General features: G+C 73.6%; 22 protein-coding genes. 13 read left to right on the top strand and 9 right to left on the bottom strand.

All coding sequences use genetic code 11. The annotated features are described in order from the left end of the window. Positions 1 to 122: 122 nt before the first annotated feature. Both murJ and QYM41_RS09425 read right to left on the bottom strand, forming a co-directional pair. Complete coding sequence (gene murJ, locus QYM41_RS09420; protein ID WP_368799484.1) at positions 123 to 1745, bottom strand: murein biosynthesis integral membrane protein MurJ; 1623 nt, start codon at positions 1743 to 1745, stop codon at positions 123 to 125. Between the two features lie 73 nt (positions 1746 to 1818). Beyond that, positions 1819 to 2319: an NUDIX domain-containing protein gene (locus QYM41_RS09425; protein WP_368799485.1), complete on the bottom strand. Its 501-nt coding sequence runs from the start codon at positions 2317 to 2319 to the stop codon at positions 1819 to 1821. A 177-nt stretch (positions 2320 to 2496) separates the two neighbouring features. Here QYM41_RS09425 and QYM41_RS09430 point away from each other — a divergent pair, with 177 nt between their 5' ends. The 6 genes from QYM41_RS09430 to QYM41_RS09455 all read left to right on the top strand — a co-directional run bounded on the left by QYM41_RS09430 (position 2497) and on the right by QYM41_RS09455 (position 9829). Further along, positions 2497 to 3909 (top strand): CCA tRNA nucleotidyltransferase, encoded by a 1413-nt coding sequence (locus QYM41_RS09430; protein ID WP_368799486.1) that lies wholly within the window; start codon positions 2497 to 2499, stop codon positions 3907 to 3909. Beyond that, entirely contained in the window at positions 3906 to 5198 is a 1293-nt protein-coding gene (locus tag QYM41_RS09435; RefSeq protein WP_368799487.1) for a glycosyltransferase family 87 protein, read from the top strand. The genes QYM41_RS09430 and QYM41_RS09435 overlap by 4 nt, the downstream gene beginning before the upstream one ends. Continuing rightward, positions 5195 to 6433, top strand: a complete 1239-nt coding sequence (locus QYM41_RS09440) for a glycosyltransferase 87 family protein (RefSeq protein WP_368799488.1) — start codon at positions 5195 to 5197, stop codon at positions 6431 to 6433. Before QYM41_RS09435 ends, QYM41_RS09440 begins: the two co-directional genes overlap by 4 nt. Before the next feature lie 174 nt (positions 6434 to 6607). Then, entirely contained in the window at positions 6608 to 7573 is a 966-nt protein-coding gene (locus tag QYM41_RS09445) for an ATP-binding cassette domain-containing protein (RefSeq protein ID WP_368799489.1), read from the top strand. Further along, complete coding sequence (locus QYM41_RS09450; RefSeq protein ID WP_368799490.1) at positions 7570 to 8586, top strand: ABC transporter permease subunit; 1017 nt, start codon at positions 7570 to 7572, stop codon at positions 8584 to 8586. Before QYM41_RS09445 ends, QYM41_RS09450 begins: the two co-directional genes overlap by 4 nt. 115 nt (positions 8587 to 8701) lie before the next feature. After that, the gene (locus QYM41_RS09455; protein ID WP_368799491.1) at positions 8702 to 9829 is read left to right on the top strand and encodes a hypothetical protein; all 1128 of its coding nucleotides are present in this window, start codon (positions 8702 to 8704) and stop codon (positions 9827 to 9829) included. On the opposite strand, the gene QYM41_RS09460 is transcribed toward QYM41_RS09455, so the two are convergent. From QYM41_RS09460 to QYM41_RS09475, 4 genes are read right to left on the bottom strand one after another with little or no spacing between them, the layout of a single operon-like run. Then, positions 9804 to 12344, bottom strand: coding sequence for an AMP-binding protein (locus QYM41_RS09460; protein WP_368799492.1), 2541 nt, complete (start codon positions 12342 to 12344; stop codon positions 9804 to 9806). The genes QYM41_RS09455 and QYM41_RS09460 overlap by 26 nt on opposite strands. Positions 12345 to 12367: 23 nt before the next feature. Further along, complete coding sequence (locus QYM41_RS09465) at positions 12368 to 13552, bottom strand: ABC transporter ATP-binding protein (RefSeq protein WP_368799493.1); 1185 nt, start codon at positions 13550 to 13552, stop codon at positions 12368 to 12370. Beyond that, on the bottom strand, positions 13549 to 15240 hold the full coding sequence (locus QYM41_RS09470) for an ABC transporter permease (protein ID WP_368799495.1): 1692 nt from the start codon (positions 15238 to 15240) through the stop codon (positions 13549 to 13551). The genes QYM41_RS09465 and QYM41_RS09470 overlap by 4 nt, the downstream gene beginning before the upstream one ends. Beyond that, a complete protein-coding gene (locus QYM41_RS09475) occupies positions 15237 to 16265 on the bottom strand; it encodes an extracellular solute-binding protein (protein ID WP_368799496.1) in 1029 nt (342 codons plus the stop codon). Before QYM41_RS09475 ends, QYM41_RS09470 begins: the two co-directional genes overlap by 4 nt. A gap of 231 nt (positions 16266 to 16496) precedes the next feature. Between QYM41_RS09475 and QYM41_RS09480 the strand changes: the two genes are divergently transcribed. The 5 genes from QYM41_RS09480 to rplI all read left to right on the top strand — a co-directional run bounded on the left by QYM41_RS09480 (position 16497) and on the right by rplI (position 18882). Next, a complete protein-coding gene (locus tag QYM41_RS09480) occupies positions 16497 to 16889 on the top strand; it encodes a TM2 domain-containing protein (RefSeq protein WP_368799497.1) in 393 nt (130 codons plus the stop codon). Positions 16890 to 17043: 154 nt separating this feature from the next. Continuing rightward, entirely contained in the window at positions 17044 to 17349 is a 306-nt protein-coding gene (gene rpsF / locus QYM41_RS09485) for a 30S ribosomal protein S6 (RefSeq protein WP_058873271.1), read from the top strand. Positions 17350 to 17459: 110 nt separating this feature from the next. Continuing rightward, positions 17460 to 18098 carry a single-stranded DNA-binding protein gene (locus QYM41_RS09490; RefSeq protein ID WP_368799498.1) on the top strand — a complete coding sequence of 213 codons (639 nt, stop codon included), beginning with the start codon at positions 17460 to 17462 and terminating at the stop codon, positions 18096 to 18098. Positions 18099 to 18176: 78 nt separating this feature from the next. After that, positions 18177 to 18413 carry a 30S ribosomal protein S18 gene (gene rpsR / locus QYM41_RS09495; RefSeq protein ID WP_017835048.1) on the top strand — a complete coding sequence of 79 codons (237 nt, stop codon included), beginning with the start codon at positions 18177 to 18179 and terminating at the stop codon, positions 18411 to 18413. A gap of 19 nt (positions 18414 to 18432) precedes the next feature. Beyond that, a complete protein-coding gene (gene rplI / locus QYM41_RS09500) occupies positions 18433 to 18882 on the top strand; it encodes a 50S ribosomal protein L9 (protein ID WP_298587300.1) in 450 nt (149 codons plus the stop codon). A gap of 205 nt (positions 18883 to 19087) precedes the next feature. Here the strand turns inward: rplI and QYM41_RS09505 are convergent, their stop codons facing one another. Beyond that, positions 19088 to 19705 carry a class I SAM-dependent methyltransferase gene (locus QYM41_RS09505; RefSeq protein WP_368799499.1) on the bottom strand — a complete coding sequence of 206 codons (618 nt, stop codon included), beginning with the start codon at positions 19703 to 19705 and terminating at the stop codon, positions 19088 to 19090. 78 nt (positions 19706 to 19783) lie between these two features. Here QYM41_RS09505 and QYM41_RS09510 point away from each other — a divergent pair, with 78 nt between their 5' ends. Both QYM41_RS09510 and QYM41_RS09515 read left to right on the top strand, forming a co-directional pair. Then, positions 19784 to 20092, top strand: a complete 309-nt coding sequence (locus QYM41_RS09510; protein WP_368799500.1) for a hypothetical protein — start codon at positions 19784 to 19786, stop codon at positions 20090 to 20092. 467 nt (positions 20093 to 20559) lie between these two features. Then, the gene (locus QYM41_RS09515; RefSeq protein WP_368799501.1) at positions 20560 to 21633 is read left to right on the top strand and encodes a patatin-like phospholipase family protein; all 1074 of its coding nucleotides are present in this window, start codon (positions 20560 to 20562) and stop codon (positions 21631 to 21633) included. Here the strand turns inward: QYM41_RS09515 and QYM41_RS09520 are convergent. Beyond that, entirely contained in the window at positions 21630 to 22598 is a 969-nt protein-coding gene (locus QYM41_RS09520) for an ABC transporter substrate-binding protein (RefSeq protein WP_368799502.1), read from the bottom strand. The genes QYM41_RS09515 and QYM41_RS09520 overlap by 4 nt on opposite strands. A gap of 217 nt (positions 22599 to 22815) precedes the next feature. After that, the gene (locus QYM41_RS09525) at positions 22816 to 24246 is read right to left on the bottom strand and encodes an amidase family protein (protein WP_368799503.1); all 1431 of its coding nucleotides are present in this window, start codon (positions 24244 to 24246) and stop codon (positions 22816 to 22818) included. Positions 24247 to 24376 lie beyond the last annotated feature (130 nt).

The raw sequence follows: 24376 nt of genomic DNA on the forward strand, positions 1-24376 counted from the left end.
GGGGCCGGAACTCGCGGGCGGGGGTGGCCGGCGGGGCAGGAGGGGTGTTCCCGACCCACGTCATCGACCACTGTGCACTTTACCGGTCGCGGCGTCCGCGGGCCGAGAGCTCCGTCACACGGTCAGCGGCCGAGCCGGGCGAGCACCGGGCGCAGGAGACTGTCGAGCTCCTGGACGCGGCACAGCCGCAGGGCGCCCGCGTAGGCGATCCCCATGACGGTCCCGACCGCGGCGACGGTCGCGATCGCGCTCAGCTGGCTGTTCCACGGGAAGCCGTCGGGGTCGTAGCCGCCGAGCAGGAACAGGGCCACGGCGCCCACCGCGCCCGCGAGCAGGGAGGCCGCGAGGATCCGCACGTGCGCGTCCACGATGCGCGCCACGTCGTAGTCCCCGATCCGGCGGACCAGGACCGCGTGGTAGAGGAGGGTGCTCAGCACGTTCTGCGCCGCGTAGCAGCCGGCCACCGCGAAGACGATGCGGTCCGGTGGGACGACGGACCAGATCAGCAGGGCGGAGGCGACGGTGAAGAGGGCGACCCCGACCTGCACCAGGAACGGGGTGCGGGCGTCCTCCTGGGCGTAGAACGCGCGGCCGAGCATGAAGGAGATCGACATGAAGGGCGCGCCGACGGCGATCACCGCGATCACCTGCCCGACCACGGCCCCCGCGGAGGGGACGCCGCCGCTGAAGAGCATGCCGAGCGGGCCTGCGAGGACCACGAGGCCGACCGTGGCGAAAACCGTGGCCACGCCGGTGATGCGCAGGCTCGAGGACAGGGACGTGACCATGCCGGCCCGGTCACCGTCCGTGGAGGCCGCGGCCATCCGGTTGAACAGCACCGTGGCGATGGACAGGCCGATCACCCCGTGGGGGAGGGAGTACAGCATCGAGGCCTGGTTCAGTGCGGCCACGCCCGCGATCTGCTGCGGCGGGTCCATGGCGAGGTACTCCGGGCGGTAGCCCGTGGGGATCGCGGCGACCTTGGTCAGAGTCAGGAACGCCAGGTTGGCGAGGACCCCGGTGGCGAGGGTCCAGCCCGCCAGGCGCGCCGCGGTGGAGAGCCCGATGCCGCGCCAGCCGAACTTCGGCCGCAGTCCCAGCCCGAGTCGGCGCAGCGGCCAGAGCAGCACGAGGGCCTGGGTGGCGACGCCTACGGTGGCCATGGCCGCCAGCCAGAACGTCTTGGCCGGCGTCCAGTTCTCCAGGGTGTGCGGGTCCTGCTGGTAGGCGCCGAACTGCTGCACGAACACGAGCAGCGCGGCGATGGCCACCACGTTGTTGACCACGGGCGCCCACATGTACCAGCCGAAGGCGCCGCGGGCGTTCAGGACCTGTCCCACCACGGTATAGAGCCCGTAGAAGAAGATCTGCGGGAAGGTGAACAGGGCGAACGTCAGCCCGAGGGACAGCTGAGCCTCGGACCAGTCGGTGCCCATGGTCCGCACGATGGGTCCGGCGAGGAGCACCACCACGGAGGTGACACCCAGCAGGGCGAGCACGGCGAGGGTGAGCAGTCGGGAGATGTAGTCGGCCCCGCCGTCCTCGGCGCCCCGGGAGGCCTTGATGATCTGGGGCACGAGGACGGCGTTGAAGATGCCGCCCGCCACGAGGACGTAGATGAGGTTCGGCAGGGTGTTCGCGAGCTCGAAGACGTCGGAGACGGTGGTGACCGACCCGATGGCCACGGTGATGAGCACGACCTTGAGGAACCCCAGCGCGCGGGAGACGAGCGTGCCCGAGGCCATGATGGCGCTGGAGGCCGCCCCCGAGCGCCGGGCCGGGGGGCGCGGGCCGGCCGCCGCGGAGGGTCCCGCGGTCTCAGAGCTGGTGGATGATGTATTCACGGGCGATGTCGGCGATGCGCCGTTCGTTGGGGAAGGACAGCTTCCGGCCGAGGTCGTCGATGTCCACCCAGGCGACGTCCACGGCCTCGTGGTCGGGATCGTTGTCCGTGGTCAGGTGCCCGCCCGTGGCGCGCAGCAGGAAGTGGTGCACCGTCTTGTGCACCCGGTGCCCGGAGACCGTGAACCAGTAGTCGATGCTGCCCAGCGGGCTCAGCACCTCCCCGGCGATGCCGGTCTCCTCCTCGATCTCGCGGATCGCGGCTTCCTCGTTGGTCTCCTCGTTCTCGGGGTGCCCCTTGGGCAGGCACCACTCGAGGCGCCCACCCCGGTTGATCCGGGCGATGATGGCCACCGGGTGGGACGGGATGCCGAGATCGACGACGATCCCCCCGGCCGAGACTTCCTCGACCGTGGGCAGCGCGGCGGCCGGTGCGGACGGCCGCTTCTTCGGTGCGCTGGGTACGGGGAAAGCCATGTCTCCTACCTTGCCACAATCGCCTGGGCTCCCGCGGGAGTGCGGGACGGGCCCCGCGGCCGGTTCCGGCGGGTCGCGGGCGCAGCGCCGTCCGCACGGTCGTCATCGCCGGGGTCGGCCCCGCCCGGTCGCCGCGGCCGGGTCCGTGCCGCGGGGTCTGGAACAATGGGCGGCACCATGACGCAGCTCCCCGACGCCCACGCGATCCACCCCGCCGCCCTCGACCTGGGGCGGCGGTTCGCCGCCGCCGGCCACGAGCTCTCCCTCGTGGGCGGTCCCGTGCGGGACCTCTTCCTGGGCCGGCCCGCCCTGGACCTCGACTTCACCACCGACGCGACCCCCGACGAGACCCTCGCCGTGGTCACGGGGTGGGCGGACGCGGTGTGGGAGATCGGCCGCGCCTTCGGGACCATCGGGATGCGCCGGGGCGACGCCCAGCTGGAGGTGACCACCTACCGGGCCGAGGCCTACGACCCCGGCTCCCGGAAGCCGCAGGTGGCCTTCGGCGACTCGCTCGAGGACGACCTGTACCGCCGCGACTTCACCATCAACGCGATGGCGCTGCGGCTGCCGGACCTGGAGCTCGTGGACCCCCACGGCGGGATCAAGGACCTGCACGCCCGGGCGCTGCGCACCCCCGGGACCCCGGAGGACTCGTTCTCGGACGACCCGCTGCGGATGATGCGTGCCGCGCGCTTCGCGTCCCAGCTCGACGTCGAGGTGGCGCCCGAGGTGCGCGAGGCCATGACCGGGATGGCCGAGCGGATCGGCATCGTCTCGGCCGAGCGCGTGCGGGAGGAGCTCGTCAAGCTGGTCTGCGGCGTCCGCCCCCGCCGCGGCGTGGACCTGCTGGTGAGCACGGGGCTCGCGGACGTCGTGCTGCCCGAGGTGCCCGCCCTGCGGCTCGAGACGGACGAGCACCACCGGCACAAGGACGTCTACCAGCACTCGCTGACCGTCATGGAGCAGGCCGCGGCGCTGGAGACGGGGCCGGAGGGGCCCGTGCCCGGCCCGGACTTCCCGCTGCGCTTCGCCGCGCTCATGCACGACATCGGCAAGCCCGCGACCCGCCGCTTCGGGACCGACGGCGCGGTGACCTTCCGCCACCACGAGACCGTGGGCGCGAAGCTCACCGCCAAGCGGATGCGCGCCCTGCGCTTCGACAACGACACCACCCGGACGGTGAGCCGGCTGGTGGAGCTGCACATGCGCTTCTACGGCTACGGGGACGCGGAGTGGACCGACTCCGCGGTGCGCCGCTACGTCCGGGACGCGGGGGAGTGCCTCGAGCGCCTCCACCGGCTCACCCGGGCGGACGTGACCTCCCGGAACCGGCGGAAGGTGAACCGGCTGTCGGCGGCCTACGACGACCTCGAGGCGCGGATCGCGGAGCTGTCCGCGCGCGAGGAGCTCGACGCCGTGCGGCCCGAGCTGGACGGCGAGCGGATCATGGCGGTGCTCGGCGTCCCGCCCGGGCCCGTGGTGGGACGGGCCTACCGGTTCCTGCTGGAGCTGCGCCTGGACGAGGGGGAGCTGGGCGCGGAGGAGGCCGAGCGGCGGCTGCGGGCCTGGGCGGCGGACGCCCTGTGAGCACGCGGCTCGGCACGGGCGCGGCCGGACGGGGGACCGCGGTCCCCACCGCGGTCCCTCCTGGGGACGCCCCGGCGGTGCTCCGGGTCGGGCCGTGGGTGCTGACGGGGCTGGCGCTCTACGCGGCGCTCCTGGCGTACCTGACCAAGCTCCCGTGCCGGCTCGTCACCTGGGACCAGCCGGAGACCTTCCGGCAGCTGTGCTACTCGGACCTGCCCACGCTGTATGCCTCCCGCGGCATGGCCGAGGGCCGGTTCCCCTACCTGGACGCCTCCGCCCTGCTCGAGTACCCGGTGCTGCAGACCGTGGTGGCCAGCGCCACCGGTGTCCTGGCGCACGCTGTCAACCCGCTGGCCAGCGTGCATGTCGGACAGGGCATATATTTCGATCTCAATGCGGCGCTCCTCGCCGCCGTCTGGGTGGCGGTCGTGCTCCTGCTGGGCAGGATGGTGGCCCGTCCCGCGCACGCGGTGCTGGCCGCCCTGGCGCCCGCCGTGGTGGTCACCGCCTTCATCAACTGGGACCTGTGGCCGGTGCTGTGCACGGTGGCCGCCCTGTTCGCCTTCCGCCGCGACCGGTGGGGGCTGGGGGGAGTCCTGCTGGGCGTCGGGACCGCGTTCAAGCTCTTCCCCTTCCTGGTCCTCGGCGCGGTCCTGGTCCTGGCCGTGCGGCGCCGGGAGGCGGGCCCCGCGCTGCGGGCGGCCGCCGGCACGGTGGGCGCCTGGATCGCCGTCAACCTGCCCTTCGCCCTGCTGGACCCGGTGCAGTGGGGCTGGTTCTGGCAGTTCAGCCAGGACCGCGGGGCGGGCTTCTCCTCCGTGTGGCACTGGTGGAACGACGTCGCGGCGCCGCGGCTGGACATCCCGCCGCTCTCGGCCGAGGCGATCAACGTCCTGGCGCTCGCCGGCTTCGCCCTCGCCTGCGTGCTGATCCTGGTCCTGGGGCTCGTGGCCCGCGAGGAGCCCCGGCTGGAGCAGCTGGCCTTCCTGGTGCTCGCGGCGTTCGTGCTGTCCAACAAGGTGTACTCGCCGCAGTTCGTGATCTGGCTCGTCCCCCTCGTGCTCCTGGCCCGGCCCCGGGTCGGGGAGTTCGTGGTGTGGCAGCTCGTCGAGGTCCTGCACTGGGCGGCGGTGTTCACCTGGCTGGCCCACTTCACCACCGGAGGGGACGGTCTCGGGCCCGCCGAGGACGTCTACTTCACCACGGTGGCCCTGCACACGCTCGCGGTCGGCTACCTCGTGGTGCGCGTCGCGGTGGACGTGCTGCGCGGCCGGCGGGACGGCCCGTGAGCCCGGCCGGCGAGCGCTCCCGGGGCGGCCACGGGGCGCTGCTCGTGGCGCTGGGCCTCTACGCGGTCCTGACGGCCTGGCTGCTCCGGCTGCCCTGCCGGGTGCCCGGGTGGGCCGCGGAGGCGAGCCTGCCGGCGCTGTGCGGGACCGGGCTCGTGCCCGGGGAGCCCTCCGGGGCCGGCGGGTTCCTCGCGGGCGGACCCGCGGGGGACCAGCCCGCCCTGGTGGGGATGCTCAGCACGGTGCTGGCCGGGCTCGCGGCCCGTCTCCCCGGTGCCGCCGGGACGGGTGCGGACCCGCGGGTCTTCGCCGACCTGGCGATGCTGCTGCTGGCCGCGGCGTGGATCGGCACGGTGGCCGTGGTCTCCGCGCTCTCCGGGCGGCGGACCACGGACGCGTCCGTGCTGGCGCTGGCGCCGGTGGTGGTCCTGGCCGGCTTCGGCACGTGGGACCTGCTCGCGGTGCTGCTCATGATGCTGGCGCTGCTGTTCCACGTCCGCGGCAGCCCCCTGCCCGCAGGCGTCCTCCTGGGCCTGGCGGCCTCCGTGGCGCTGTTCCCCCTCGTGGTGCTCGTGGCCGTGCTGCTGCTGGGCGTCCGGTACCGCCAGTTCCGAGACGTGGCGGTGGTCCTGGCCGGCACGGCCCTGACCTGGGCGCTCGTCCAGGCGCCGGTCCTGCTCTCGGCGCGGGACCGGTGGAGCCCGCGGCTCGGCGCACCGGGGGAGGAGCCCGTGGCCGGCCCCTCGCTCTGGGGCGTCTGGGCCCGGGTGCAGCAGGCGCGCACGGGGGCGCCCCCCGATCCGGCGGGCGGGGACCAGTACGTGCTCCTGGCACTGGTGCTGGGCCTCGTGGCGGTGCTCGTGCTGACCCTGCTCACCCGGCAGGAGCCCAGCGTCGTCCAGATCGCGTTCCTCCTGCTGGCGGTGCTCGTGCTCGCCGGGCCCGGCTACTCGCTCGTGCACGCGCTGTGGCTGGCGCCCCTCATGGTGCTCAGCCGGCGCCACTGGGGAGAGTTCGCCGCCTGGCAGCTCGTGGAGGTGCTGTGGTGGACCACCCTGGTCCTGCCCGCCCCGGCCTGGCCGGTGCTGCCCGGACTCGGCGCGCTCGGCTGGGACGTGCAGGACCTGCTGGCCGTGCTGCGCGTGCTGCTCCTCGTGCTCCTCGTGGTCGCCGTCGCGGTGGACGTCCTCCGGGGCGGCCGGGCGCGGCGGATCGGCCTGTCCGAGACCGGCTGAGCGCACCGGCGGACGGCCGCGCCGGCCGTCTCCGCCGTGAGGGGGGTCCGCCGGGAGGGGGAGTCCGCCCGCGCCACGCCCGCGCGGACTCATCCTCCCGGCGGTGCCCCCGCGCACCGGCTCTCCCGTAGGTTGGACGCGGAGAAGTCCGACGAGTGCTCGGGAGGAGCGCCGGTGATCGAGATCGAGAACCTGACGAAGACCTACGGCGGCAAGACGGCGGTGGACGACGTCAGCTTCACCGTGCGCCCCGGCAGGGTCACCGGGTTCCTGGGGCCCAACGGGGCCGGCAAGTCGACCACGATGCGCCTCGTCGTCGGGCTGGAGTCCGCCACCCGGGGCCGCACGAGCGTCAACGGCAGGCCGTACGCCCAGCACCGGGCGCCGCTCGCGGAGGTCGGGGTGCTGCTGGACGCGAAGGCCGTCCACCCCCGCCGCACGGCCCGTGCGCACCTCGCCGCGCTCGCCGCCACCCACGGCATCCCGAGGTCCCGCGTCCAGGAGGTCGTGGACCTCACCGGGCTCGGGGCCGCGGCCGACAAGCGGGTGGGCGGCTACTCCCTGGGCATGGGCCAGCGGCTCGGCATCGCCGCGGCCCTGCTCGGCGATCCGCACACGGTGATCCTCGACGAGCCCGTCAACGGGCTGGACCCCGAGGGCGTGGTGTGGGTGCGCCACCTCGCCAAGTACCTCGCCGCCGAGGGCCGGACGGTCTTCCTGTCCTCCCACCTCATGTCGGAGATGGCCCAGACCGCCGACCACCTCGTGGTGATCGGCCGCGGCCGGATCCTCGCGGACGCGCCCATCCAGCAGATCCTCGCCGGCGGCCGCACGCGCACCCGGGTGCGCACCACCGACCGGCCGGCCCTGCGCCGCGCCCTCGAGGGCACGGACGCCGGCATCACGGACCTCGACGACGACGGCCTGCTGGTCACGGGGCCGGAGCCGCTGCGGATCGCCGAGGCCGCGCTCGCCCACCGGGTGCTGGTGCACGAGCTGACGCCCCTCACCGAGAGCCTCGAGGACGTGTACATGGCCATGACGCAGAACGAGGTCGAGTACCGCTCCGGCGGCGCCCCCGCACCGACCGACCCGGCGCCCTGGGCGGGCGCCGACGCACGAACCGGAGACCGAGCATGAGCACCAGCACCTCGACCGCACCCCGCCCGCAGGCCGGCACCCCCGACCCCGCCGGGCCGTCCCGCCACGCGTCCCGCGTGCACCTGAGCTCCGTCCGGGTGCTGCGCTCGGAGTGGATCAAGTTCCGGTCCCTGCGCTCGCACTGGATCCTCCTGGGCATCGCCCTGGTGCTCTCCCTCGGCTTCGCCGCCCTCTCCGCCTCCAGCGCGCTGACCTTCATCGACTTCAACGAGCAGGCCGCCCAGGAGCAGGTCGACGCGATGCTGGACGGGCGCAGCCCCGAGGAGCTCGGGCTCACCGAGGAGGACGTCCAGCAGCAGAAGGACGAGTTCGTCGCCCAGTCCGAGCAGCAGATGACGGAGGGCTCGGGGCTGTCCCTGCCGGACGGCATGGGCTTCGGCGAGTACATGGCCATGTCCAGCGCCAACGGCGGGCTGCAGCTGGTGATGCTGCTGCTGGGCGCGCTGGCCGTGCTCGCGATCGGCTCGGAGTACTCGACCCGCTCCATCCAGACCACCATGACCGCCGTCCCGCGGCGCACGCCGGTGATGCTCGCCAAGGCGGCGGTGCTCTCCGCGGTCACGTTCGCGTTCGGGCTGCTCAGCGCCCTGCTCTCGCACCTGCTCGTCCAGCCCATCCTGGCCGGCGGGGACCTGGGCTACGACCTGCTGCAGGAGGCCGTGCTGCTCAACGTCCTGGCCGTGGGCGTCTTCTACATGATCACCTCGTGGCTGGGCTTCGGCCTGGGCGCCCTGCTGAAGTCCACCACCTGGGGCATCGTGGTGCTCGTGGTGCTGCTGATGGTCCTCGAGATCGTGCTCTTCGCGCTCTCCTTCGAGTGGCTCGACGACGTCAAGCCCTACTCGCCGGCGGCGGCGGGCGCCCAGCTGACCGCGATGTACCAGCCCTCGGACGCCGTGCTCACCCACGTGGAGTCCGGTCTCGTCTACGGCGCCTGGGGCCTGGTGCTCGTGACCGCCGGGGTCCTGGTCACCCGGAGGCGCGCGCTCTGACGGTCCTCCCGCCGCGCGCGCGGCCCCGGCCCTACGATGTGAGCGGGCGGGGCCGGGACACGGCCCGCCGCCGCCGGCGCGGGCGCCGGCGGGACCGACAGGGACGGGAGCTGCGGTGCCGGTGTCACGGGAGCGGGAGGCGGGCCAGGCCCTCTCCGCGGTCGACGCCCGCGGCCTGCGGCGGACGCTGCTGCACTGGCTGACGGTCGTGGTGGTCCTCGTGAGCGTGTTCAGCTCCGCGGTCAACTGGGTCTTCGTCGACCGGGAGCCGCAGGACCCGGTGCGGACGTGGCTGGACGGGCTCGAGAGCGGGCGCTCGCGGCAGCTGCTGTCCCGCACGGAGGCCGTCGTGGCGGACCCCACCCTGACGATCTTCTCGAACCGCGTGTACCGCAACGCCGCGGGCAGGGTCGCCGGCCACGAGATCCTGGGCACGGAGCGCAGCGGGAGCCGCGCCGAGGTCCGGGTGCGCGTGTGGTGGGACGGGCCCGGCGGCGCCCGGGGCCGGGAGGAGGTCCACGTCTACCCGGTGCACCAGGAGCGGCGCACCGGTCCCTTCAACGACCAGTGGCAGCTGGACTCCCCGGACGCGGCCCCCCTGGCCGTCCACCTGCCGGCCCCGCTCGACGAGCTCTCCGTCAACGGGCAGAGCGTCCGCCCGGACGCCGACGAGCGGGTGCCCGATCCCGAGGGCCCCGGCGGCACGTGGCGGTTCGAGGCCCTGCCCGGGGACTACGCGATCGGGCTGCCCGGCGACTCCTACTACGTGGCGGACCCGCCCCTGGAACCGCACACCGTGGCGTTCCGGGAGCCGCAGCCGGCCACGGTGGCGCTACGGATCGCACCCGCCCCGCGGATGTGGCAGGAGGTCGACGAGCGGATCGAGGAGTGGCTGGAGGGCTGCGCGGAGGCGGCGGAGCTGGTCTCCGAGGAGTGCCCCTCGTCCCGGCGCTGGGCGGGGCCGCAGGCGCCCCTCGCTCCCTCCGCCGCGGCGTCCGGGGACCCGGGCCCGGCGGTCACCGGCGTCCGGTGGCGGCTGGTCTCCCGGCCCGCCCTGGTCCTGGTGCAGGACCCCGCGGACCCGCTGCACTGGACGGCGGACCCGTACCGGCCCGCCGTGGCGCGGCTGAGCTACGAGGAGGACGGCCGGACGGTCACCGAGCGGATCGAGTTCCCCGTCCGCGCCGGCGTGCGCTCCACGGGGCAGAGCGCGCAGATCAGCGTGGGCCTGGAGCAGCCGTGAGCGGCTCCCCGACGGACGGCTCCGCGCTGCGCACCGACCGGCGCCGGAGCCCGCCCAGCACCCGCTCGGTCAGGGCCCAGTAGCCCACGCCCACCAGGAGGGAGGCGAGCACGGCCAGGACCGGGCTCACCGGCACCAGCGCGGGGTAGACCAGCCAGTGGGTGAGGTAGACGTAGAGGGACGCGCTCGCCAGCCGGGCCGTCACCCGGCGCAGGCCCACGGGCACCGGCAGGGTGGGCACCCACAGCAGCAGCAGGATCCCGGCGACCAGGGTGGTCTCCCGCACCGCGCTGTCGAAGTAGCCCGGCACCGTGAGCAGGGTCAGGAGGCTCACCAGGGCGCGCTGCAGGGTGCTCCGCGACCGGGCGGCCAGCCAGCCCAGGGCGAAGATCCAGAACACCGGTGCGGGCTTGGGCAGGCCCGGGTCCACGATGTCGTACCGGCTGACCAGCCCGATCGCGAGCAGCCCGAGCGGGAAGAGCCAGGGGGCGGCGCGTTCGGCGCGGTCGGCCCAGGGCAGGGCCATGAGGGCGGTGACGGCCACGAGGACGTAGACGAGCATCTCCACGAACCAGAAGTGCCACTGGGAGGTGAGCTCCTGGGGCCCGACGATGCCGTTGAGCAGCAGGACGTTGGCGAGCGTGTAGTCGTCGGTGAGCAGGTGGGCCAGGGCGATGAACGCCACGGAGGGCACCACGACCCGTCCCAGGCTGCGCAGCTGGCGTCCCAGCCGCGGGACCCGGGCCCCGGTCAGCTGGAAGCGCGCGAAGTTGTACCCCGCCACCGCGAAGAGCACGTGGGCGGTCTGGAACGTGAAGATCTCCACGTGCGTGATCACGATGCACACGATGGCGACCGCCCGCAGCACGATGCCGGTCTCCAGGAACGAGACGGGGCCCCGCCCCCGCCGGGCGGTCCGCGGGACCAGGTCCCGCACGGGGGTGAGGTGCCAGTCCGGGGGCAGGTGCCCGAGGGCCTGCTCGAGCCGGACCGAGGCCGCCACGTAGGACAGCGAGTCCCCCTCCAGGGACACGAACGTGTCGTCGTCGCCGACGTCGGGACGGTCGAGCACCTCGGCGAAGATCCGGCGGACGTCCTCGGGGCCCTCGGCCCGGGCCGGGGCCGGTGCCGCCGCGGCGGGCGGCGCGGCGAGGGCCAGGACCGCCGGGTAGTCCACCTTGCCCGTGCCCAGGCGGGGCAGCCGGTCGACGGCGTGCAGCTCGACGGCCGGGCGCGGCAGGCCGATGCTCTCGGCGACGAGCTTGGCGAGCAGGGACGGGTCCTGCTCCCCCTCGACGGCCACGACCAGCCGCTCGTCGGAGCCGGCGGCGGCCGCGTTCACGCCGAGGTCCGCGAGGATCCGCTCGACCTGGCCGAGGTCCACGCGCAGGCCCACGATCTTGACGAACCGGCTGCGCCGCCCCACGACCTCGTAGAGCCCGTCCGGGTGCCGGCGGGCCAGGTCCCCGGTGCGCAGCTCCTCGACCGTGCGCCCGGCGGCGAGGTCCTCCGGGCGCTCGGCGTAGCCGAGCATGACGTTGGGGCCGCTGTAGACCAGCTCCCCGTCCGACAGGCCCTCCACGGGGTCGATCCGGAACTGCCCGCCCGGGATCGGCACGCCGATGGTCCCGGCGCGCTCCACCGCCAGCTCCGGGGGCAGGTACGCCATCCGGGCGGTGGCCTCCGTGGCCCCGTACATGACCACCAGGTCCCAGCCGCGGCGCCGGCCCGTGCGCGCCCACTGCCGGACCTTCTCGGGGGCGAGCCGCCCACCCGCCTGGGTGACGCAGCGCAGGTGCGGCAGGTCCTGCTCCGCGAACCCGACGCGCTCCAGCAGCTCGAACGTGTAGGGCACGGCGGCGAAGGAGGTGGCCCGGTGGGTCCGGACCAGGTCCCAGAAGCAGGGGTCGACCACGGACAGGTCCGTCAGCACCAGCCCGGCGCCGCGCAGGAGGTGGCTGTTGAGCACGGACAGCCCGTAGCAGTAGGACATGGGCAGCGTGGTGGCGGCCCGGTCGTCGGGCCCGATGCCCAGGTACGCGGCGATCGACTCGGCGTTGGCCGCGAGGTTCTCGTGCGAGAGCCGCACGAGCTTCGGGGAGCCGGTCGAGCCGGAGGTGCTCAGCAGCAGCGCGAGGTCCGGGTGCAGCTCGTGCCGGGTGCCCGGGCGCCGCTGCTCGACGATCGGGCTCCCGTTCCCGGAGCGCAGCACCACGTCGGGGTCGTAGGCCGCCACGAGCTGCTCGACGGCGGCCGGCTTGTCCGCCGGGACCAGCAGCAGCGGGTGTCCCGCCGTGAGGGCCGCAAGATAGGCCACGAGGGAGTCCACGTCGTTGGACGCGGCCAGCACCGCCAGCCGGCGCTCCGTGCCCAGCAGCGCGGCCACGTCCTCGACGCGCCGGGCCAGGTCCCGGTAGCTCAGGACCTGACCGTCCGTGAGGACGGCGGGGCGGTCCCCGTGGCGGGCGAGGTCGGCGGCGAAGGGGACCCGGGCGAGGTCAGGCTGGAGGCTCACCTGCACCAGGGTAGGGAAAACTGTTAGCGAAGGAAAGTCTTGCCTAATTCGTCCGACATGCGGGACCGCCGGTTCGAGCTGCCGTCCGGGGACCGTGGGGGCGGGGCGGTGACGGCCCGGTCGTCGACGAGCAGCGTGGGGGTGGTCCCGGCGGTGACGGTGACCGCCACGGGGGTCCCCACCGGATGGCGGACGTTGTGCGGCTGCCAGGAGCGCAGCGTGCGCCCGGAGGCCAGCCGGACGTGGTGCAGCACGAACGCGCCGTGGTACTCGACCGCGCTGACCCGGGCGGGGGAGGCCGGGTCCGGGCGCAGGGCCACCTCGTGGGGCCGCAGCACCACGTCCACGTCGACGTCGCTGTCCGCCCACCCGGGCACGGTGGAGACGATGCCGATCTCGCAGGTGAGCAGCGCGCGGTGGACGCGGGCGGGCAGGAAGTCCGCGTCCCCCATGAAGGACGCCACGAAGCGGGTGGCGGGCTGCTCGAAGACCTTCTCCGGGGTGTCGGCCTGCTCGATCACACCGTCGTGCATGACCACCACGCGGTGGCCCACGGAGAGCGCCTCCGTCTGGTCGTGCGTGACCAGCACGGCGGTGGTGCCCGTCTCGCGCAGCGTGGCCACGGTGTCCCGCCGCACCTGCGCGCGCAGCGACTCGTCGAGGCTCGAGAACGGCTCGTCGAGGAGCACCACGGCGGGGCGCGGGGCGAGCGCCCGGGCCAGGGCCACGCGCTGCTGCTCGCCGCCGGAGAGCTCGTGGGGGTAGCGGTGCGCGAGGTGCCCCAGCCGCACGAGCTCGAGGACCTCGCCCACGCGGGAGCGCCGCTCGGCGCGCGGGAGCCGGTCCAGGCCGAAGGCCACGTTCTTCGCGACCGTCAGGTGCGGGAACAGGGCGTGGTCCTGGAAGACGAGGCCCACGCGCCGGCGCTCGGGCTCCTGGAACCGGTGCCGGCCCGCCACCACGTCCCCGGCGATGCGGATCTCGCCCTCGTCCGGGCGTTCGAGCCCCGCCACCAGGCGCAGGGTGGTGGACTTGCCGCAGCCGGACGGGCCGATGAGCGTCACCAGCTCGCCGGGCGGGACCGTCAGCTCGAGCCCGCTGACGCCCACGGAGGCCCCGTAGTGCTTGCTCAGCCGCTCCAGGACGAGGGCGGGCACGGTGCCGCCGCCGCCGGAGACGGTCTGCGGGCTCGTGGTCTGCGCGGTCACGGGGACACCTTTCCCTGGCGGTCCGCCCGGTGGGCCTGGCGGACGAGGAAGAACACGGGCACGACGGCCGCCGCCACGATCACGAGCGCGGGCAGGGCCGCCTTCTCCCAGAAGTTCTCGCGCGCCAGCTCGTAGACCCACACGGAGGCGGTGGTGAAGCCGAAGGGCCGCAGCAGCAGCACGATGGGCAGCTCCTTGACGGCGTCGATCATCACCAGGACCAGGGCCGTGGCGACCCCCGGCCGGGCGATGGGCAGGTGCACCCGGGTGAGGACCCGCAGCGGGGACGCGCCGAGGCTCTGGGCGGAGAAGGTGACGGTCGGGGAGATCTTGGCGAGGCTCGCGTCCACGGCCTGGTAGGCCGGGGCGAGGAAGCGGATCACGTAGGCGTAGAGGATGCCGAGCACCGAGCCCGTCACCAGCAGGCCCGTGCCCCCAGGCACGCCCGCCCGCTCGAGCGCGGTGTCCAGCCCGGCGAAGGCGATGAGCACCCCGATGCCCACCACGGCGCCGGGCACGGCGTAGCCGAAGGTCGTGAGCTGCGCCGCGAGGGCCACCGCGCGGCCGCCGCCCATCCGCACCCCGTGGGCGACCGCGAGCGAGAGCGCCACGCAGGCCAGGGCCGCGATCCCGGCGACCACGAGGCTGTTGCCGAGGTACTGCGCGAAGCGCGGGTCCGAGAGGGAGGCGGGGTTGCCCACGGCCTCCCCGACCGCCCACACGAGCAGCTGCAGCACGGGCACGATGAACCCCGCGGAGAGCGCGGCGAGGGCGAGCAGGGTGGCGCCCCACGCGCGCCAGCCGGTGAGCCGCCGCGGCTGCAGGCCCTGGCCGCGTCCGCCCCGCTGGTGGAACCGGGCCCGGCCCCGGAGCAGCCGCTCGCCGGTCAGCACGGCCACGGCGAACAGCAGCACGAGCACGGCGAGCTGGGTGGCGGAGTGGAAGTCGAAGGTGCCCTTCCAGACCAGGTAGACCCCCACGGAGACCGTCTGCACGTTGAAGTACTGCACCGTGGCGAAGTCGGTGAGCGTCTCCATCATCACGAGCGCCAGGCCGGCCGCGAGGGAGGGCCGGGCCAGGGGGACCAGCACCCGCCGGAGCGCGCGGCCCCGGCCGGCGCCCAGGGTCCGTGCGGCGTCGTAGGTCCCGGTGGTCTGCTCGACCAGCGCGGAGCGCGCCAGGAGGTAGACGTACGGGTACAGCGTGAGGGACATGACGAGGACCGCGGCGGGCAGCGAGCGGACCTCGGGCACCCACACGTCCGGGCCCAGGACGGCGCGCAGGGCCCCCTGCACGGGCCCGGACACGTCGAAGACCGAGAGGAACACGAAGCCGAGGATGTAGGCCGGCATGGCCAGCGGCAGGACCAGCAGCCAGACGAGCACGTCCCGCAGGGGGAAGCGGAAGGCCGTCACGAGCCAGGCGAGCCCGCCGCCCACCAGGAGGGTGCCCGCGCCCACGCCCAGCATCAGCAGGAGCGTGGTGAGCACCATCCGGCCCAGGTCCCGCGGCGGGGCGGCGGAGCCCAGGCTGCCCAGTCCGTCCACGACCACGGCCAGGACGGGCGTGGCCACCACCACGGCGACGACGACGACGAGCGCCGACCACGCCGGGCGCCCCGAACCGGGCGCCCGGCGCGGACGGCGGGCCGGGGTCCCCGACTGCGCGAGGACGGCGGATTCGGTCACTGGTAGCCGGCTTCGGCCATCAGGTCGACGGCCTCCGCGTTGAGGTCCCCGTAGGCCTCGGCGTTCAGGGGCATCCGCTCGAACTCGCCGAAGGCCGCGATGCTGGGCGCGGGCTCCACGGACGGGTTGACGGGGAACTCGTGGTTGGCGTCCACGAAGGCGTTCTGGCCGTCGGTCGCGAGCCACTCGATGAGCCGCTGGGCGTCCTCGGGGTTGTCGGAGCCCTCGACCACGCCGGCCCCCGAGATGTTCACGTGCGTGCCGGCGCCGTCCTGGCTGGCCCAGAAGAGCTCGACGTTCAGGTCCGGGTTCTCCGCGAGGGTGCGCGCCAGGTAGTAGTGGTTGTTGATCCCCACGTCGCAGGTGCCGGCGTCGATCGCCTCGAGCAGCAGGATGTCGTTGCTCATGATCTGGACGTCGTTGTCGACCCACCCCTGCACGATCTCCAGCGCCCGCTCCCGGCCGTGCAGGTCGATCAGGCTCGCCACGAGGGACTGGGTGTAGGCCGAGGTGGCGTCCCGCATGCACAGCCGGCCCTGCCACTTGGGGTCGGCCAGGCCCGCGTAGGTCTCCTCGGTGTCGAACTCCGCGGGGTCGACGTTGTCCGGGTTGTAGGTCACGGTGCGCGCGCGCATCGCCAGGCCGTACCACCGGCCCTGGGGGTCGCGCAGGTCCTCGGGGACCGCCTCCTGGAGGGCCGCGGAGTCGATCTCGGCCAGCTCGTCCTGCCGGGCGGCGTTCCACAGGTTGCCCGCGTCCACGGTCATGAACACGTCCGCCGGGCTGTCGTCCCCCTCGGCCTTGAGCCGCTCCAGCAGCTCGGCGTCGTCCCCGGTGATGAACTCGACGGTGACGCCGGTCTCCTCGGTGAACTGGCCGAACGCGCCCTCGAGGTCGTAGTGCCGCGCCGAGTAGATCTGCAGATCGGCGGGCTGCTCGCCCAGACCGAGCGTGCCGCACCCCGTGACCAGGGTGGTCAGCGCGGTGAGGATGCCGGCGGTGGCATACAGGGAACGACGGCGCATCGGGACCTCTTCCTGCGGGCGCGGCGCTCGGGGACCGCGCGACGATCATTTGATAAGGAAAGCGTAACCTAATCGACCGGACGCTCGTGTCGGCCGCCCGCCCGGGGCCCCGGTCCGGAATACGGCCCGCGGGCCGGCGGTTGCACCGGTCGGGCGGTTCCGCCGTGGAGCGCCCTCCGGGATCCCGCCGGGGATCCCCGCGACGCCCCCGTCCGTCCCGAAAGGACCCCCGTGGCTCCCGAGCCCGAGTACTACCGTCCCGTCCCGCTGAACAACGACCCCGGCCGCGCCGGGTACTCCCGGGCGCCCTACGGGCAGCCGTCCGGCGCCCCGTACCCCGGACCGCCCGTGATCGGCGTGGTGGGCGGGAAGTCCGTGGTCCTCGCCTACCTCCTCTGGTTCTTCCTGGGCTGGCTCGGCATCCACAAGTTCTACCTGCGCCAGCCGGTCTGGGGCCTGATCTACCTCCTCCTCGGCGGCCTGGGCTGGAGCCTCGCGGGGATCGGCGTGGGGATCCTCTTCCTGATCCCGTGGGCGCTGCTCATGCTCGTGGACGTCTTCACCATGCCGTTCCGCACGGCCCTCGTGAACGCCTCCATCGCCCGCAGCGCCTCCCGCTGGTGAGGGCCCCGTTCCGCGCCGGCCCGCGGATGTAGTAGTGTTGCGAGGTCTGTGTGCCCGCCGCCCGACACGCGGTGCCGGCGCGCGGACGACGCTACAGAACCTCCTGCTGCGGAAGGACCGCAGCCGCTCAGCCCGAAGGAGGTGGGTTCTTTCCATGCGTGAGTACGAACTGATGGTGATCATCAACCCCGAGGTCGAGGATCGTGCCGTGGAGCCGACTCTCAAGAAGTTCCTCGACGTCGTCACCAAGGACAACGGGACCGTCGACAACGTCGACATCTGGGGCCGTCGTCGCCTGGCCTACGAGATCCAGAAGAAGACAGAGGGCATCTACGCCGTCGTGCGCTTCACCGCGACCCCGCAGACCACCCAGGAGCTCGACCGCGTCCTGAACCTCAACGAGGCCATCATGCGCACCAAGATCATCCGCCCCGAAGAGCAGAAGATCTCCGCCGAGTAAGGACTTCACAGACTGACCATCGAGGGCGCCGCGACGGGCCCCCGGTGGGATGCTGAGAGATCCCAGCACGTCCCGCACGACCGCGAACACCCTCGACCCGGGAGGTCCACATGGCTGGTGACACCGTCATCACCGTAATCGGCAACCTGACCGCTGACCCCGAGCTGCGCTTCACCCCCTCGGGTGCGGCCGTGGCCAACTTCACCGTTGCGTCCACGCCCCGCACCTTCGACCGCCAGTCCAACGAGTGGAAGGACGGGGAGACCCTGTTCCTGCGCTGCTCCGTGTGGCGCGAGGCGGCCGAGAACGTGGCGGAGTCCCTGCAGAAGGGCATGCGCGTCATCGTCCAGGGTCGGCTCAAGTCGCGGTCCTACGAGACCAAGGAAGGCGAGCGGCGCACCGTCACCGAGCTCGACGTCGACGAGGTCGGTCCCTCGCTGCGCTACGCGTCGGCGAAGGTCAACCGCAACGCCCGCTCCGGCGGGCAGGGCGGCGGCTTCGGCGGCGGTGGCGGCGGCCAACAGGGCGGCGGCTTCGGCGCCGGCGCCCCGGCCGGCGGCGGATTCGGGGGCGACTCCGGGTTCGGCGGCGGCCAGCAGGGCGGTGGCGCCGGCTTCGGCCAGGGCGGCCGCCCCGGGGGCGGGCGCCAGTCCGCCCCGCAGGCAGCACCCCAGAACGACCCCTGGAGCCAGTCCTCCGGCGGGAACTACGACTGGGGCAGCGGCCAGGACGACGAACCGCCGTTCTAGACCTTCCGCACGTTTCCCATCCACCCCATCCCGCGGTGACCAGCCGCGGGCTCCACTCGAAGAACAAGGAGCACCACGATGGCCAAGGCTGAACTCCGTAAGCCCAAACCAAAGCAGAACCCGCTCAAGGCTGCCAAAGTCACTGAGATCGACTACAAGGACGTTGCGCTGCTGCGCAAGTTCATCTCCGATCGCGGCAAGATCCGCGCCCGCCGCGTCACCGGTGTGACCGTGCAGGAGCAGCGCAAGATCGCCCTGGCGATCAAGAACGCCCGCGAGGTCGCGCTGCTGCCCTACTCCGGCGCCGGCCGCTGATCAGAGAGGACAGACACTCATGGCAAAGATCATCCTGACGACCGAGGTCACGGGTCTCGGCGCTGCCGGTGACGTGGTCGAGGTCAAGAACGGGTACGCCCGCAACTACCTCTTCCCGCGCGGCTTCGCGACCCCGTGGTCCCGCGGCGGCGAGAAGCAGATCGAGAGCATCAAGGCCGCCCGCGCCGCGCGCGAGGTCGCCTCGCTCGAGGACGCCCAGGCCCTGGCCCAGAAGCTGACCTCCGCCACCGTGACCATCCCGGTCAAGGCCGGCTCCGAGGGCCGCCTCTTCGGCACCGTCAAGGCCGAGGACGTCGCCAAGGCCGTCGAGGCCGCCGGTCTCGGCGCCGTGGACAAGCGCAAGGTGGAGCTGAACCAGCACATCAAGACCACCGGTGTGTACCAGGCCTCCGTGCGCCTGCACGAGGACGTCAACGCGAACGTCGAGTTCGAGGTCGTCCCGGCCTGATCGGTCCCTCCGGACCGTCCGAGCACAGGAAGGGCCCCCGCGGTGCGCCGCGGGGGCCCTTCCTGCGCTCCGGGCCCCGGCGGGCAGCGCGGCCAGCGTCGTGGGGCGGTCCCGGCGGGGAGTGTCGCGGGACGGTCCGGTCTGTCGGCGTCGTCGGACGCTCCGGAGCGGCAGCCTCGCCGGACGGCGCCGGCGGCGCGGACGGTCAGCGGGGCCGGACGGCCTCGACGACGACGTCGAGCGCGGTCTCCGTGGTGCGCACCTGCTCGGCGCGCAGCAGGTCCAGCCCCTTGCCCTCGAGCACGGCCACGGTCTCCTGCAGGCTCGGCCGGGGCACGGCCGGGGGCGGGCCGTCCACACTGGCCGGGGCGTGGGTGATCCACAGCAGCCGACCGCCGGGGACCAGCCACTCGGCGGCACGGCGGAGCAGGGACAGGTCGTGCTGGACGTACACCGAGACGATCAGGTCGAAGCGCGGCGGCACGGCGTCCGGTCCGGAGCGCTGCTCCTGCTCGGGGGCCCAGGCCCGCAGGTCCGCGATCAGGGCCCGGCCCGGCAGACCGCGCTCGGCCAGGGCCTCCCGGACGATCCGCACGGCGCTGGGGGAGAAGTCCACGGCGGTGGGGTCGTAGCCCGCGGCCGCGAGGGCCAGGGTGTGGCGGCCCGTGCCGGCCCCGAGGTCGAGGGCCGTGGGCGGACCGCCGCCGGGCTCCCGGGCCGTGCGGGCCAGGAGGGCGGTGACCTCGGGGTGCGGCTGGGCTCCGTCGGGAGAGGACGCTCCGGAGGCGTAGCGGTCCTCCCACCTGCGCTGGTCGTCGTCCACGGGGATCTCCTCGGCGGGTCGGGGCGTGCGGGGCTCGTGGGGCGGGACCGGCGGGGCCGTCCGGGGGACAATGGGGGCATGCCGTCCCTGATCTCCCGTGTCACCCCGTCCGCCCTGTACTGGTTCGGCGTGGGCTGCCTGCTCTTCACCGTAGTGGCTTTCGCCGTGGCGTTCCTGGGCGGCAACTCCGCGGGACCCGAGACGTCCATGACGTTCTTCGTGCTCGGGTTCGTCGCGGCGGCGGTCGGGGCGACCGTGACGGCGGTCGTCGCCCTCGCCGGGGCGGTCGGCTTCGCCGCCGCCCGGGTCCGGTTCCTCGTGCTGCTGGGCCTGTCGGTGCTGTGCCACCCGCTGCTGTGGCTGGCCCTGCTCGCCTCGGTCTCCTGAGCGCGCGGGGGACCCTGGTTCAGCTCCACGAACAGCACGTGCGTGGCCGTGTCGCCCGTGTTGAGCCCGACACGACCCTGGTCCGGCAGTCCCCTCCCGCGCCCGCGCGGCCGGCTGTCCCCACAGCCCTCCTGCCGGGGTCCGCGGACGAGTCGAAGAACACGTCGCTGTGGATGGCAGGGGACATCTCCCACCCCGCCCTGCACAGGGTGTGCACCGACATCGTTGCAGGTCAGCACGGATTTGTGGACGGCCTGTGGACAAATGTCCACAGGCTTCTCCCCAACCTGTGCACAGCCGTCCCCGGCGTTTTCCACCGGTTGTCCACAGGGTGGAAAACTCCCGTGGATGGTAGGGTTGCCGGCTCTCCCGGGGGTCGCACCGGGTCCCTGCAACGGGGTCGGGGGGCTAGGCTCGGTGGCACCCGGCCGCGGCGGCCGGGTGTCCCCGCCGGAGAGGAGCGTCGGATGCCTCCACGCACCCGTGTGGCCCTCGCGCTGGGCAGCGGCGGCGCCCGCGGCTACGCGCACATCGGCGTGCTGCAGGTCCTCGAGGAGCGCGGCTACGACGTCGTGACCGTCGCCGGGAGCTCCATGGGGGCGCTCGTGGGCGGTCTCCATGCCGCCGGCCGGCTGGAGGAGTACACGCAGTGGGTGCTGGGGCTGAGCCAGCGTGACGTGCTGCGGCTGCTGGACCCGTCCCCCTCGGCCCCCGGCGTGATCCGCGCCGAGAAGATCATGGCGAAGGTGCGCGAGCTGCTCGACGGCACGCTGATCGAGGACCTGCCCATCCCCTTCACCGCCGTGGCCACCGACCTGCTCGCCCGCAAGGAGGTCTGGTTCCAGGAAGGACCGGTGGACGTGGCCGTCCGCGCCTCGATCGCCCTGCCCAGCATCATCACGCCCGTGATGCTCAACGGGCGGCTGCTCGCCGACGGGGGCATCATGAACCCGGTGCCCATCGCCGCGACCGTCGCCACCCGGGCGGACGTGACGGTGGCGGTCTCCCTGTCCGGGGGGCAGCCCTCGGGGGAGGGCAGGGTCCCCGCGCACGAGACGGCCGCCGCGCGTCCCGCGGAGGAGTGGGCGGAGCGGTTCCGCCGCGGTGCCGCCCACGTCCTGGACCGCGAGCTGACGCGCAGCGTGCTGGAGCGTTTCGCCGAGACGCGCACCCGAGGCGTCCCGGGTCGTTTCCTGCGCCCGTCCGGGCCCGTCCCGGCGGACGTGGCGGAGGCCCTCGTCCAGGACGTGGTCGAGGAGGCCGGGGAGGAGCTCGTCTCCGAGGGGTTCGGCGTCCTGCCGTCGGGGCTGCGCACGCTCGACGTCATGCAGCTCTCCCTTGAGGTGCTGCAGTCCATGGTGCTGCGCTACCGGCTGGCCGGGTACCCGCCGGACCTCCTCATCACCGTGCCGAAGAGCGCCGGTCGGCTGCTGGACTTCCACCGTGCCGGGGAGCTCGTCGAACTCGGCCGGCGGCTGACCGCGGAGGCCATCGACCGCGCCGACGATTTCTCGCCGGCGCGGCCGGGCCCGCAGGTCTAGTCGGCCTGGATGATCTCGTCCAGGTTCGCCTCGTTCGAGATCACGTCGTACTTCAGCATGAGCTCCGAGAGGGTCTCGAGCTCGTCGCGGTCCACCTCGGCGTCGAACTCCTCGAGCCGGAGGTCCGCGGCGACCTCCTCCGGCATGTTGAGGAAGCTCACGATGGTCTCGCGCACCCGGTCGGGATTCTCCTGGGCGAACTGGAGCGCGTCCTCGATGGCGGCGTCGTAGTTCTCGAGGACCTCCGGGTTCTCCTCGGCGAAAGAGGCGCTGCTGAAGGTGACCATGGTGTCGAGGCCCGGGACCGTGTCCTGGTAGTTGTAGCCCACCAGTTCGGTCTGCTCGCCGTTGATCAGCTGGGTCAGGAACGGCTCCGGGACCCAGGCGGCGTCGATCTCCCCGCGCTCCAGCTGGGCCGGCATGTCCTGGAACGGCATCTCCACGAACTCCACGGCCTCGGGGTCGCCGCCGTCCTGGCTCACGGCCTCCTTGATGGTCAGGTCCCCCTGGCCGTTGATCGTGTTCACCGCGACCCGCTTGCCGGCCAGGTCGGCCCAGGACGCGATGCCTGCGTCCCGGTTGGCGGCGACACCGGTGATGTCCTCGCCCTCGGGCAGGGAGCTGCTGTAGCCGCTGAGGATCTTCATGTCGAGGCCCTGGTCCTTGGCGAGGATGACCGAGAGCGGATTGCCCACGCCGATGTCCATGGACCCGCCGGAGACGGCCGGGAGCATGGCCGCACCGCCCTGGGCGGTCTCGATCGTGACGTCCAGGCCGTGCTCCTCGAAGATGCCTTCGTCGAGGGCCAGCTGCACGGGCGCGGACGGGGCGATGGGGATGACGCCGATGGTGAGGGGCTGGAGCTGCTCCCCGCCCCCGCCGGTGGTCCCCCCGCCGCCGCAGGCGGTCAGGGCGAACGTCAGGACGGTTCCGACGGCGGCTGCTCCGGCGAACGGGTGCTTCATGGTGGTCCTCTTCCTCGGGTCGGTCCGGCCGGCGCCCGGCGCCGGCGACTCCGCTGTGACATGCATCACGCACGTCGGTGCCCTCACCGTAGAGGGGTACCGTTGGATTCGTCAATGGTTGTGGCTGTGAATCGTTGCGGTGTCCCCCGAAAGGGATCGCCCCGCCTCACCGGTCGCGCAACCTCACTGGCCGCCCCGCTTCACTGGCCGCCCCGCCTCACTGGTCGTGCAGCAGCGCCTCCACGGTGCGCGCCAGGTCCAGCAGCACGGCGTCCGTCCCTGGCCCCGCCGCAAGCTCCAGGCCCACGGGCAGGCCCTCCGCCGTGTGTCCGGCCGGGATGCTGATCCCCGGGGTGCCGAGGATCCCCGCCAGGTCGCTGTGGCGGGTGAAGGTCTCGAAGGTGGGCACGCGCCGGCCGTTGAGCTCCACGGTCTCGTCGTCGCCGATCGGCCGGGCCGTCAGCGGGCACGTCGGCTGCACCAGGGCCGTGACCCCCCGGTCCCGGAACAGCCCGGCGTACAGCCGCTGGGCCAGCCGACGCTGCTCCTGGGCCGCCCGGTACTCGTCCTCGGCCGCGCGGAACACCTGCGCCAGCTCCCAGATCCGCCGCACGTCCGGGCTGCCGATCCCGTCCCGCACCTCGTCGAGGGAGCGCCCCGTGCCGCGCGCGTCCAGGTAGGCCTCGAGGTCCGGCAGGAACTCGTGCAGCGCGATCGTCATGCCCGCCGCGGCGGCCTGCTCGCGGGCGGGCCGCAGGTCGACTCCCACGAGCTCCGCCCCGGAGGCCTCGAGCGCTCGCAGGGCCGCCCCGATGACCGCGTCCACGCCCGGCTCGAGGTCCTCGAGGAACAGCTCCGGCACGCCGAGCCGGACGCCGTGCAGCGGCCCCGGGCCCTCGTCGTCGAACTCCAGGTGCCGTGCACCGGGCACGCCGCGCGGGTGCTCCCCGGCGAGCAGGGCGTCCAGCAGCACCACGTCGTCCACGGTACGGGCCATGGGCCCGATCGTGTCCCGCGAGTGCGCGATCGGCAGCACGCCCCGGGAGGGGTAGCGCCCCAGCGTGGGCCGGAACCCCACGATCCCGCACAGGGCGGCGGGGATGCGGGCCGAGCCCCCGGTGTCCGCGGCGACCGCCGCCGGGACCAGGCCCACCGCCACGGCCACCGCCGAGCCGCCGCTGCTGCCGCCCGGGCTCAGCGCCGGGTCCGCGGGGTGGCGCACCGGGCCGTACGAGCCGTTGTTGGAGGTAATGCCGAAGGACAGCTCGTGCAGGTTGGTCTTCAGGGTGAACAGGGCCCCGGCCTCACGCAGGCGGGCCACCGCGGGGGCGTCCCGCGTCACCACGTCCTGCTCGAGCGCTCGGGTCCCGCCCGTGGTGGGGAAGCCCGCGACGTCCACGATGTCCTTGACCGCCAGCGGGATGCCCGTGAGCGGGCCCCGCGTCTCCCGGCGGTCCAGGGAGTGGGCGAGCGCCCTGGCCAGCTCCGGGTCAGCACTGATCACCGCGCCCAGCCGCTGCGCCGTGGGCAGGCGCTTCAGCAGGGCGTCCACGTGCTCCACGTGGCTGATCCGGCCCGCCGCCAGCTCCGCCCGGGTGGTCCGGACGTCCCACGAACAGGGCCCGCTGAGATCTGTGCTGAGCGTCATGGTCCATGGTGTCCACGGACCGGCCCGGGCGGCAAGCGGTGTCCGCAGTCGGTGCGAGAATGGAGGGGCTGCCCGGAAGGCCGGGGCGGCGTCGTCGTCGTCGTGTGCGCCCCTGCCGTCCGCAGGTGGT

The sequence above is a fragment of the Kocuria oxytropis genome (assembly GCF_040981195.1).
Classification (GTDB): domain Bacteria; phylum Actinomycetota; class Actinomycetes; order Actinomycetales; family Micrococcaceae; genus Kocuria; species Kocuria oxytropis.